Below are 12145 nucleotides of genomic sequence, written 5' to 3'. Positions count from 1 at the left end.
CAGACTGCTGACAAACCTCTGGCGTTTGCCGGGGGTTTTTGATTCACTGGGTTATGTTGAAGAAACCCGCTCCCGAACAGACCGCACTCGAGATGGTGACGCTCGACAGCCTGGTTCCGCAGGATCACCTGCTGCGCCGCATCGATGCGGTGATCGACTTTTCCTTCATCCACGATCGGGTTGCCGGGCTTTACTGCGCCGACAACGGCCGCCCGCCGCTCGACCCGACCTTGATGTTCAAGGCGCTGTTCATCGGCTACCTGTTCGGCATCCGCTCCGAGCGCCAGCTGGCGCGCGAGATCGAGGTCAATGTCGCCTATCGCTGGTTCCTGCGGATGAAGCTGACGGATGGGGTGTTCGACGCCTCGACGCTGTCGCAGAACCGGCGGCGGCGTTTCAACGACACGTCGGTGGCGCAAGACATCTTCGATCACATCGTCAGCCAGGCGATCGGTCATGGGCTGGTCGACGGTACGGTGCTCTATACCGACTCGACCCATCTGAAGGCGAATGCCAACACGGGCAAATACGACCTGCAGATGATCGAAAAGTCCCGCTGCGACTACTGGGCCGATCTCGACCGGGCGATCGATGCGGAGCGGGCGTTGCACGGCCAGAAACCGCTGAAGGAGAAGGAGCGCGAGCCCGAGGTGAAGGAGACCAAGATGTCGCGCACCGACCCGGAGAGCGGTTACATGGTGCGCGACGGCAAGCCGAAGGGCTTCTTCTATCTCGACCACCGCACGGTGGACGGCCGGCACGCGATCATCACCGATACCCATGTGACGCCGGCCAACGTGCATGACAGTATCGTCTATCTCGACCGGCTGGACCGCCAGCGCCAGCGGTTCGCCTTCGACGTCAAGGCGGTTGGGCTCGACGCCGGTTATGCCACGTCCGCCATTGCCAGGGGACTGGAAGAGCGCGCCATCCTCGGCGTCACCGGCTATCGCAATCCGACCCCGCCCAAACCCGGCATGATGCGCACGTCGAAGTTCGTCTACGACCACGGGCAGGATGGCTACCGCTGCCCCGAGGGTCAGCTTCTGACCTATGCCACCACCGACCGCAACGGCTATCGCCACTACCGCTCAGATCCGGCGATCTGCCGCGACTGTCCGCTGCTGGCCTCCTGCACGGCCAACACCAAGGCGATCCGCACCATCACCCGCCATGTCTGGGCCGAGGCTCGGGAACGCACCGACGCCCACCGCCTGACCCCCTGGGGCAAGGCGATCTACAAGCGCCGCAAGGAGACGGTCGAGCGCTCGTTTGCCGACGCCAAGCAACTGCACGGCCATCGCTATGCCCGCTTTCGAAGTCGAATCCGCGTCGCATGCCAGTGCCTGCTGGCAGCCGCAGCGCAGAACATCAAGAAGATCGCCATGGCGCTGACCAAAGCGCCAAAACCGAGACCGGCGTGAGCGCAGGCCGCCACTTTTGCCACCCGGAAACCCGCCCCAACGTCAGCACCAAATCCACAAAACAAAACCCGCCGAAAAATCGACGGGTTTGTCAGCGGTCTGAAGGCGCGCCGGTGGCGCCCTTCCCCCTCGTCCGCCGCTCTCCTCAGACGATCATCCGTAGCGCCGGTTGGCAGGCACCGGATTGGCCTTGCCCTGCCGTCCGGCGGATACGGTGAATTGATCGACCAGCCCTTTGAGCGTGGTACTCACTTGCATGAGTGTATGGGTCGCGGCGCTGGTCTCTTCGACCATTGCCGCATTCTGCTGCGTCATTTGATCCATGTTGGTGACCGCCGTGTTGATCTCGCCGATGCCGGCCGATTGCTCACGGGCCGAGCCGGCGATCGCATCGATATGGCCGTTGATGTGGATCACCTGGTCGCCGATATGATGCAGCGCCTCGCCCGTCTTGTTGACCAGCGACACGCCCATCAGCACGTCCTCGGCCGATTTGTCGATCAACTCCTTGATCTCGCGCGCTGCTTCGGCCGACTTCTGCGCTAGTTCGCGCACTTCCTGCGCGACGACCGCGAAGCCTTTGCCTGCCTCCCCGGCGCGCGCCGCTTCCACCCCGGCGTTCAGCGCCAAAAGGTTGGTCTGGAACGAGATCTGGTCAATAACGCTGATGATCTGGGTGATCTTGCGCGAGGATTCCTCGATCGCGCTCATTGCCGCCACGGCCTGTTCGACGATCGCTCCGGACTTGCGCGCCTCTTCCGTGGCGTTTCCAACCACCCGCCGCGCCTCCTCGGCACGAGACGCGGCTTCCTTGGAAATGGTGGTGATCTCCTCAAGCGCCGCCGCCGTTTCTTCCAGCGAGGCTGCCTGCTGCTCGGTACGCCGCGCCATGTCGTCGGTCGCCGACACCAGTTCGCCGGCATTGTTGGCCGTTTCCTCGGACGCCCCGACGATCGCGCCGAAGGTCTGGTCGAGCTTGGCGAGTGCGGCGTTGAAATTGCCCCGCAAACTTGCAAATTGCGGCGCCAGTTCCGCAGCGATCACGGCGGTGAGATCGCCGTCGGCGAGCCGCCTCAGACAGTTTTCGAGAGCCGAAAGTGCCTCTTCCTGCTGGCCGTTCAAAACCTGTCGTTCCGCTTCGGATCGCTCGCGCTCTTCCTGCAGTGCCTCGAGGTAGACGGAAATCGCGTAATCCATGTCGACCATCGCCGCCTTGACGACGGCGGCGACATCCGTGCCGATTTCCCTCGCCTTGTTGCGATGCAGGAAACCTTTCAAGTGACTTTCGATGACGCTCTGCAGGATGGATTCGATGATCAGCGCATAACCGCCGATGTACCAGCGCGGCTCGAGGCCAAGGCGCGCATGCGTCTTGCCGATCGTGGTGACGGCATCGACATATTGCGCATCGAACCTGGCGGACGCGATCAGTTCCCAGTGCTTCGCCTGCCTGGCCTTCGCCCCCTGCACATGCGCGTCGCTTGCAAAGAAACGTGCGGTTTCCGGGTTGGCGCGCGCCTTGGAATAAAACTTGTTCAGCGCCCTATCGAGCGAGGCCGAAATCACGGGCAGCGAACGTGCGAGCGCCGTCCTCTGCGTGTCGTCAAGGTCGACGAACTGCAGGCGCTCGTTGAGCAGTTTTGTTTTTGAATCGAAGCTGGTCATGCGGAAAGTTCCCCCGGTGCCGCGACAGGACGCATGACAAGTCGCCGCTGCAGCTCAAGGTTCGGCGTACCCTGCACCAGAGATTTACCACATCATAATGTAGAAATAACTGCAAATTGTAGACGATCAAAAATGCTATCTTCAATTGCGAATCGAAAGAACGAACACAACCCACGTCGAGAGACACATCTGTGTCGACGGCCGCGCGCCAACATCACGATTGGCTGATAAAGACTTCCATGAAATCCACATCCCGGCAACAACCAGAAAGCGCCATGGATTTCCTGCTGTGGAAAAATACAAATCCAGGGTGGCGAAATATGACAGAAGCGAAAGCGGCCGGGATTATCCCGGCCGCCTGTCGATATCGGATCGTCACTCAGACGTAGCGGTTGACGACGTTTTCCAGCAGCTCCTGCTTGCCGGACTTCGGCTGCGGGTTGAGGTCGGACTTCAGCACCCAGGCTTCGATCTCCTCCAGCGAGAAGCCGCCGTCGAGCATCTTCTTGGCTTCCGGCACCTGCCAGCCCGCGTAGCGGTTTTCGAGCGGTGCGGAGAGCGCCTTGTCCTCGATCATCTTCGCCGCGGCCTTCAGGCCGCGGGCGCAGCAGTCCATGCCGCCGATATGGCCGATCAGCAGGTCCTCGGGATCGATCGACTGACGACGCAGCTTCGCGTCGAAGTTGGTGCCGCCGGTCGCAAAGCCGCCGCCTGAAAGAACCTGGTAATAGGCGAGCGCCATTTCCGGCACGTTGTTCGGGAACTGGTCGGTGTCCCAGCCCGACTGATAGTCGTTGCGGTTCATGTCGATCGAGCCGAAGATGCCGAGCGCGTTGGCAAGCGCCAGCTCGTGTTCGAAGGAATGGCCGGCAAGGATCGCGTGCCCCTGCTCGATATTGACCTTCACCTCGTTCTCCAGACCATAGTTCTTCAGGAAGCCGTAGACCGTCGCGACATCATAGTCGTACTGGTGCTTGGTCGGCTCCTGCGGCTTCGGCTCGATCAGGATCGCGCCCTTGAAGCCGATCTTGTGCTTGTACTCGACCACGAGATTGACAAAACGGCCGAGCTGGTCGAGCTCACGCTTCAGGTCGGTGTTGAGCAGCGTCTCGTAGCCTTCGCGTCCGCCCCAGAGCACGTAGTTCTGGCCCCCGAGGCGCTTGGTGGCGTCGAGGCAGGTCTTCACCGTCGCCGCGGCAAAGGCAAAGACATCCGGATCCGGATTGGTCGCCGCACCCGACATGTAGCGCCGGTTGGAGAAGAGGTTGGCGGTGCCCCACAGCAGGTTGACGCCGGTCTCGGCCTGCTTCTTCTCGAAGTGGTCGACGATCTCGTTCAGGTTCTTCGTATTCTCCGCAAAGCTCTTGCCTTCCGGGCGCACGTCCGCATCGTGGAAGCAGTAGAAGGGAACGCCGAGCAGATCGAAGAACTCGAAGGCGACGTCGGCCTTCAGCTTCGCCGCATCCATCGTATCCTTGAACCAGGGCCGCTCGAAGGTCTGGCCGCCGAAGGGATCCCCGCCCGGCCAGACGAAGGTGTGCCAGTAGGCAACGGCAAAGCGCAGGTGGTCCTCCATGCGCTTGCCGAGAACAACCTCGTCCTTGTTGTAGTGGCGGAAGGCAAGCGGATTGGTGCTTTCGGCCCCTTCGAATTTGATCTTGGCTATATCGCCGAAAAATCCTGTGCTCACGGGTCTTGCTCCTCTTTCAAGAGTGGTGTCGGCCGGTATCGCCCGGGCGATAGGCGCGGCCATTACGTGGAAGGTAATTGGTTTCATTCCCTCGTCCGGCGATACCGGAAGCATCGAAACGCCAAACGAAAGGAACACTTCGATGCACGACTTCAACGCGATTGCCGAAGCCTACATGGCCGCCTGGAACGCCACCGACGCCGAGAGCCGCGCAGCCCTGATCGAGAAGGCCTTCGCCGCCGACGTCCGTTACCGCGACCCGATCATGCAGGGCGACAGCCACGCCGGGATCGACGCACTGATCGCGGGCGTCCAGGGCCAGTTCCCCGGCTTTCGCTTCACGCCGAAGGGTGACGCCGATGGTTTCGATGATACGATCCGCTTTTCCTGGGCGCTCGGCCCGGAAGGCGTTGCCTCGGTCATTGAAGGCACCGATGTCTGCCAGATCGAAAACGGCCGCCTGAAAACGATCACCGGCTTTCTCGACAAGGTCCCGGCCCGCTGAGCGCGCGTCATCCGGACGAAGCGTTGGGTGCAGCGTCGTCACGACGCTGCTCCCTTGATCGCCGGATAGAGCCGGCGGTAGCGCTGGTAGCTCTCCTCATAGGCTGAGACCAGTGCCGCCTCCGGCGCGATGGTTTCGGCCGTGCGCGGCGCATAGCAGGCGGCGACAGGATCGGCACCCGTCGCGGCGATGAGGCCCAGGCGGGCCGCCCCGAAGGCGGCGCCGAAATCGCCATCGGCGGGCAGATCGACCGGCAGGTCGAGTGCCGTCGCGATCGATTTCAGCCAGTAGCGCGAGCGCGAACCACCGCCGATCGCCGTCACTCGCGACAACGTTGTGCCGGCGGCGCGAAGCGCTTCCAGACTGTCGCGAATGGCGAAGGACACGCCTTCCATCACAGCCTGCGTCAGCACCACGCGGCTGCTTTCATGACCGAGCCCGACAAACGCGCCACGGATCGCGGCGTCGTTGTGCGGCGTGCGTTCGCCCGAGAGATAGGGCAGGAACGTGACGCCTGCGGGCGCCTTCAGGTCATCGCCGAGTTCGGCGCTCAAATCCGCGGCACTCCGTCCGGCGATGCCCGAGTACCAGTTGAGTGCATCGGTCGCCGAAAGGATGACGCCCATCTGGTGCCAGGTGTTCGGCAGCGCGTGGCAGAAGGCGTGTACGGCGCTTTCCGGATTGGGCAGGTAACTTGCATTGGCGGCAAAGAGCACGCCCGAGGTCCCGAGCGAGACGAAGGCGTGTCCCTCGCCAACCGTGCCCATGCCGCAAGCGGACGCCGCATTGTCGCCGGCGCCGCCGGCAACCACGACCTCACCGGAAATCCCCCAGTGTGCCGCGAGTTCCGGACGCAGCCGGCCGGCCGCCTCGGTCCCCTCGACCAGACTTGGCATCTGCTTTTCATCCATGCCGGTGGCGGCAAGCAGGCTCTGCGACCAGCACCGCTTGCCGGTGTCGAGCCAGGCGGTGCCGGCGGAATCCGACATTTCCGACATGTGTTCGCCGGTCAGCCACAGGCGCAGATAATCCTTCGGCAACAGTACCCAGCGCACCTTGGCGAAGATCTCGGGCTCGTTCGCCCGCACCCAGGAGAGCTTCGGCGCGGTGAAGCCCGGGAAGACGATATTGCCGGTGATCGCGCGGAACTGCGGATCGGCATCGAGGGCTGCCGCCTCGCGGAAGCTGCGCGTGTCGTTCCAAAGAATGCAGGGCCTGAGCACCCGATCGTCGGCATCCAGCAGCGTCGCGCCGTGCATCTGGCCGGAGAGGCCGATACCGCTGACGGCGGCAAGTTCCGCGGGATGCGCCGCCTTCAGCCCTGATATCGCCTCTTCGCTCGCACGCACCCAGTCGGCCGGATCCTGTTCCGACCAGCCGGGATGCGGCCGGGAGACATCGAGCGCGCCGGAGGCCGAACCGACAATGCGCTGGTCGCCATCGATGAGCATTGCCTTGACGCCCGAGGTGCCGAGATCCAGTCCGAGATACATGCTTGCCTCCGTTGAGCAATTCCAGGCGGCTTCCCGCTCGGATCCGAGCAGTTCCAAATCGTTACGCCGGGTCAACCGGCAGGTTGTCCTTCAGGAAAATCTCGATGCGGATGCGCTCCTGCGCCCCGATCACGGCGAGGCCATCGGCGCGGGCCTTGAGCACACGAATGGCGCTGCGCACCTCATGGCCGGCATCCTGATTGAGGAGCGCGTCGAGAGTTCCGGAAGTGAGCGCTGCACGGCTATGCGGCGTCAGTTCGTGCGCGATGGCGCAAATCTCCGTTTGGCGACCTGTCTTCTCCAGCGCCGCGATCAGACCGCGATTGCCGGCTCCGAGGTTGTAGATGCCGGCGAGATCCGCATGATCAGCGATGAGCTTCGAGACGAGTTGCTCGACCTTGGCCGGATCGTCATGGCCTTCCAGGACGGGCAGAAGTCGGCGGCCCGGCGCGCTTTCGGCCATGGCCGCGCCGAAGCCTTCAAGACGGTCGCGATGGTCGCGCACCAGCATCGAGCCGGCGATGATCGCCACCGGGCCTTCGCGTCCCCCAAGGAACCGTCCCATCAACGTGCCAGCGGTTCGGCCTGCCGCGACGTTGTCGACGCCGGCAAAATGATCGCGCGTCGATCCCGGCAGATCCGAAACCAGTGTCACCACCGCGATACCGTCTTCGCTTAAGGCATCAACGGCCTTGACAACCTCAGGCGCATCGACCGCAACCACGGCAACGCCGGCGGGGGTCAGTGCGCGGGCCCTTTCAAGCGCCTGAGCCAAGGCCGCAGTATCGAATGCCGGGACAGAGAAAACAGTGATCGCGGTGCGCTCGACCGCCGAGCGCGCCTTGGCCGCCTCTACCTCGGCAGCAAGACCGCGCATGAAGGTGTTGTCGCCCTCAGGCAGGATGAAGATCAGCGGGTAGATGCGGCTCTTGGCGAGGTTGGCCGCGGCAACGTCGCGCACGTAGCCGAGCGTCGTTATGGCGCGCTCGACCTTGTCGCGCGTGACGCCACGTACGCCCGGACGGTTGTTCAAAACCCGGTCGACGGTCGCGAGACTGACCCCCGCTTCGGCAGCGATATCGTGAACTGTCGGGCGCATGTTTTCCTCCGGGCTCTGCCTTTAGAGGAATTTTTGACGTACGTAAATCAAAAATCCGCGACGATCGAAAATCGCGGCGCACGGCGGAAGCGCGAGACACCGGGAAGAGCAGAACAATGCTTTGATATAGTTCAATTTTTTTGAGAATAGCCAGGCTCGTCCGTCAGCCCAGCGGCTTGCTGAAGGCGTCGGTGAAGACGACCTCGCCATGGACCCGACTTGCCTCGGCCAGCACCACATCCATGAAGCCGCCGGTGACGCGCACGACGGCAAATCCGCCCATATAGGCTGCCTTCGGTTTGAAGAGATCGAGCCCGCCCTGACGGTAGATCATCGCCGTTTCGTGCTGGTGCCCATGGAAGAGCCCGACCACGTTGAAACCTTTGACGACGTCCAGCAGCGCCTGGCGCTGGGCAACGCTCCACCAATGCGGCGCACCATCGCCATCGTCGTCGAAGGTCTTCGCCTTCGCATCCCAGACTTCGGTCGAAAAGGCGTCCCAGCCATAATGCTGGAACAGTATCACCGGTCGGCCGTCGCCGGCGTAGGCGGCTAGGTCCTGCTTCAGCCAGGGCAGCGCATTCACGGCGCCCCTGGTTTCGTCACCGCCGAAGCGCTGCAATTGCACCAGATGCAATCCGCCCCAATCCCAGGAATAGCAATCCGACAGCGGATCGTAGTTGGTAACCGGCACCGGCGGCTTGTAAAACACCGTCTGGCGATGGTTGAGCTCGACATAGTCGCGCAGCTCGCGGCGATACCAGTCGACATGCGGCGGCGGACCGTCCTGGTCGAGGTCGTGATTGCCAAGACCGACAAAGACCGGCATGTGGACGCGGTCACTGCCAGCCCCTTCCTGATAGCGGCTGGAGAACTGCTGCAGCTGCCTTCCCTCGCGCGGCTGGTGCACCTGTCCACCGCCGTCGTCGGTGATATCACCGCCAAGCACCAGGCCGAGCGGCTTGCCGATCTCGCGCCCGGCGCTTGCGAGCCCGCTCGGTTTGCCCGCAACCGTCACAGGCCAGCGCATGGCATGCACGGCGTTCAACGCCGCCACGTGGCGCAGCAGGTTGGCGTCGGTCTTGCCCTCCGCGGCACAGTTCGGAGCAAGCCCCTCGATCGAGACGAGGCAGGCATGGATGTCATTGGAAAACAGGAACGTCGCGTCGATCGCCGGAACGGCGGCGCGCGTGCGAGGGGCCGCAAGTCCCGCGCCGAGGCCGGCAAGGCCGGTCAGGAAGGACCGTCTTGAAAGAGCCGCCGAGACCAATCCGCGCATACGTCCGCCCCTCGATATCAGTGGACGCAATTGTGCCGCACGGTTTCGCTCGCGTAAACCGTGCGGCCAATCTGAGCAGAATGGTTAGTGTCCGTCGCCGCCGGGGCCGACGCCCTGCGGTTTGCTGATCATCATCACACCCAGGATCAGCGACAGGAACAGCACCGTCAAGAGCACAAAGATATCGCTGAAGGACAGGATGATCGCCTGCTGCTGTGTCATGGCCGCGAGCTGCTTGATCGCGATCGTCGTGCCGTCGAGGCCGTGAGCGTTGAAGTTCGCGGCCATGTTGTTGAACCGCTCCATCGCCTCCGGGTTGCCCCACTGCACATGCTCGGCAAGCCGCGCATAGTGGAAGTCCTGGCGCTGGGTCAGGATCGTGTTGATGACCGCAAGTCCCACCGCACCACCGAGGTTTCGGGTTAGGTTGAACAGCCCCGAGGCGCCGCGCATGCGCGTCGGCGGCATGGTGCCGAGTGCGATGTTGTTGATCGGTACCATGCAGAGCATCAGCCCGACGCCTCGCAGGATCTGCGGGATGAACAGCTCGTAAAAGTCCCAGTCGGCGGTCATGTGCCCCATGATCCAGGTGCCGCCGGCAAAACTGGTGAAACCGATCGTCATCAGCACGCGCGGATCGAGCTTGCCCGAGAGGATGCCGGCAACAGGCGCCGTGACGAACATGGCAAGGCCCGAGACGAACATGGTCTCGCCGATCATCAGGGAATCGTAACCGCGGATGCGGCCGAGATAGAGCGGGTAGAGATAGGTAAGGCCATAGAGGCCGATGCCCATCACGAAAGAGAACATCGAACCAAAGGCGAAGTTGCGGTTGGAAAACGCCCTGAGATCGACAACCGGAAACTCCACCTTGAAGGCCCGGTAGAAGAAGATCACCGCGGCGATGACGGTGGCGACGGCGCCCATGACGATGTGATCGTCATTGAACCAGTCGTTCGCGTTACCTTCTTCCAGCACATATTCGAGCGAGCCGAGGAAGATCGCCATCGAGGCCAGCCCCCACCAGTCGAACTTCTTGAAGAGGCCGAGTTCCGGCTTGTCGAAATCGATGAAGGTCCAGGTAAGCGTCGCGACGATGATGCCGGGAATAACGTTGACGAGGAACAGCCAGTGCCAGGAGAAGGCGTGGCTGAGGTAGCCGCCGACCGTCGGGCCGATGGTTGGCGCCAGCGTCGCGATCAGGCCGATGATCGGCGAAACGATGTTGCGCTTCGACGGCGGGAAGATGGTGAAGGCGGCCGCAAAGACCGACGGAATCATGCCGCCGCCAATGAAGCCCTGGATCGCGCGGTAGACGATCATCTGGTCGATGTTCGTCGCCGTCGCGGCAAGCGCGCTCGCCGCGGTGAAGCCGGCGGCCGAAACCGAGAACAGCACGCGCGTCGAGACGATGCGCGCCAGCGTCCCTGAAAGCGGGATCATGATGACTTCGGCGATGAGATAGGAGGTCTGCACCCAGCCAATCTCGTCGGAACCGGCCGAGAGACCTGCCTGGATTTCGGCGAGCGAGGCCGAGACGATCTGAATGTCGAGGATCGCCATGAACATGCCGACGACCATGGCGAAGAAGGCGATCAGCCTCTTCGGATCCATGTGTTCCTCGACCTTCGGTGCGGCGGCCGCCACCGAACCTGCTGTTGCCGTTGCGGCCATCGCAGCCACTCCTTGCATGGATGCGCGCTGGAGCGCGCCGGCGTTTGGGGACGCGCCCTCGGGCGCGCCGGCGTTTGGGCCCGGTTACTTGGTGGCTGCGACCTTGGTCGCGTCCGGCGCCGTGCGCGTGTCGACATCGACGACGACGCTCAGGCCCGCCCGCAGGTGCCCCTCGGCCAGCACCTCGGCCGGCAGGGTGATACGCACCGGCACACGCTGGATCACCTTGGTGAAGTTGCCGGTGGCGTTTTCGGCCGGCAGTAGCGAGAACACCGATCCGGAGGCCGGCGAGATCGAGGCAACCGTGCCTTCGATCGCATGGTCCTCATAGGCATCGACATGGACCTTCACCTTGGAGCCCGGCACCAGATGGGCGATCTGGGTCTCCTTGAAGTTGGCGTCGATATAGAGCTGGTCAACCGGAACGAGGGCAGCAAGCCGCTGGCCGGCGGAGACGAGGTCGCCGACCTGGACGGCGACGTTGCCGACGATGCCGTCATAGGGCGCCTTCAGCACTGTGAAACCAAGGTCGCGGTTGGCCTTGTCTCGCGCGAGTTCCAGCGAGCGGATCTCGCTTTCGGCTTCGGTGCGCTGCGCTTCAAGCACCGTGATGCTCGCATTGGCGGCAGCGATGTTGGCGTCTGCGCCGGCAAGGTTTGCCCGTGCCTGGTCGAGCGCCACGTCGGCATTGTCAAGCGAAGCGACGGTGCCAACGGCCTTGGACTGGAGGTCACTTGCGCGCTTCTGCGCAAGCTCGGCGCCGCGCACCGTCGCTTCGAGAGCCTTCTTCTGCGCTTCGCTCTGGGCAAGGCTCGCCTTGGCACCGGCGATCTGCGCATCGAAACGGCTGAGTGCCAGTTTCTGGGTGGCAATCTTCGCTTCGGCCTGCTCAGCGGCAATGCGGTAGTCGCCATCGTCGAGGGTGACGAGCGGGTCGCCGGCCTTCACCTTCTGGTTCGCGACGACGTCGACCTTGGCGACGTAACCCGAAACCTTCGGCGAAATCGTCGCGATGTCGCCTTCGATATAGGCGTCATCGGTCGAGACCATGAAGCGGCCATTGGTCCACCAGTCATAGCCGAACCAGGCGCCAGCGGCGAGAAGAGCCAGACCGAGCACGGGAAGAATGGGCTTGCGTGCCTTCTTCTGCGGCTGCGCGGCCTCCTTGGCCGGAGCCTGTACGGCAGCCTGCTCGGCGGCAGGCGCCTTGGCTTCAAGCGCGACTTCCTGCTGCACTTCGAAATTCTCGTCGACGGGACGGACGCGAGCAGCGCTGGACGTGTTGGATGCGGACATTGGGCACCGGCCTGGTTAAA

Annotated in this window: 9 protein-coding genes; 2 read left to right on the top strand and 7 right to left on the bottom strand. The window is 63.2% G+C overall.

The genetic code is table 11. The features are described from left to right. The first annotated feature begins 53 nt into the window (after positions 1-53). Entirely contained in the window at positions 54-1424 is a 1371-nt protein-coding gene (locus BBX50_RS15535; RefSeq protein ID WP_065776228.1) for an IS1182 family transposase, read from the top strand. 153 nt (positions 1425-1577) lie between these two features. On the opposite strand, the gene BBX50_RS15530 is transcribed toward BBX50_RS15535, so the two are convergent. Then, positions 1578-3089, bottom strand: coding sequence for a globin-coupled sensor protein (locus BBX50_RS15530; protein ID WP_065776227.1), 1512 nt, complete (start codon positions 3087-3089; stop codon positions 1578-1580). Positions 3090-3468: 379 nt separating this feature from the next. Then, positions 3469-4779, bottom strand: coding sequence for a xylose isomerase (gene xylA / locus BBX50_RS15525; RefSeq protein ID WP_065776226.1), 1311 nt, complete (start codon positions 4777-4779; stop codon positions 3469-3471). Between the two features lie 142 nt (positions 4780-4921). Here xylA and BBX50_RS15520 point away from each other — a divergent pair, with 142 nt between their 5' ends. Continuing rightward, positions 4922-5284, top strand: a complete 363-nt coding sequence (locus BBX50_RS15520) for a nuclear transport factor 2 family protein (protein WP_065776225.1) — start codon at positions 4922-4924, stop codon at positions 5282-5284. Positions 5285-5322: 38 nt separating this feature from the next. Here the strand turns inward: BBX50_RS15520 and xylB are convergent, their stop codons facing one another. The 5 genes from xylB to BBX50_RS15495 all read right to left on the bottom strand — a co-directional run bounded on the left by xylB (position 5323) and on the right by BBX50_RS15495 (position 12125). After that, entirely contained in the window at positions 5323-6777 is a 1455-nt protein-coding gene (gene xylB, locus BBX50_RS15515; RefSeq protein WP_065776224.1) for a xylulokinase, read from the bottom strand. A gap of 61 nt (positions 6778-6838) precedes the next feature. Further along, entirely contained in the window at positions 6839-7876 is a 1038-nt protein-coding gene (locus BBX50_RS15510; RefSeq protein ID WP_065776223.1) for a LacI family DNA-binding transcriptional regulator, read from the bottom strand. Positions 7877-8039: 163 nt separating this feature from the next. Continuing rightward, positions 8040-9155: a metallophosphoesterase gene (locus tag BBX50_RS15505; protein ID WP_083213697.1), complete on the bottom strand. Its 1116-nt coding sequence runs from the start codon at positions 9153-9155 to the stop codon at positions 8040-8042. Positions 9156-9239: 84 nt separating this feature from the next. Further along, the gene (locus BBX50_RS15500; protein ID WP_065776222.1) at positions 9240-10829 is read right to left on the bottom strand and encodes a DHA2 family efflux MFS transporter permease subunit; all 1590 of its coding nucleotides are present in this window, start codon (positions 10827-10829) and stop codon (positions 9240-9242) included. 84 nt (positions 10830-10913) lie between these two features. After that, positions 10914-12125, bottom strand: a complete 1212-nt coding sequence (locus tag BBX50_RS15495; RefSeq protein WP_065776221.1) for an HlyD family secretion protein — start codon at positions 12123-12125, stop codon at positions 10914-10916. Positions 12126-12145 lie beyond the last annotated feature (20 nt).

It is taken from the genome of Ensifer sp. LC11 (assembly GCF_001695835.1).
Classification (GTDB): domain Bacteria; phylum Pseudomonadota; class Alphaproteobacteria; order Rhizobiales; family Rhizobiaceae; genus Ensifer.
The sequence above is the reverse complement of the archived record's forward strand: the minus strand, read 5'-3'. Positions and strand labels throughout refer to the sequence as shown.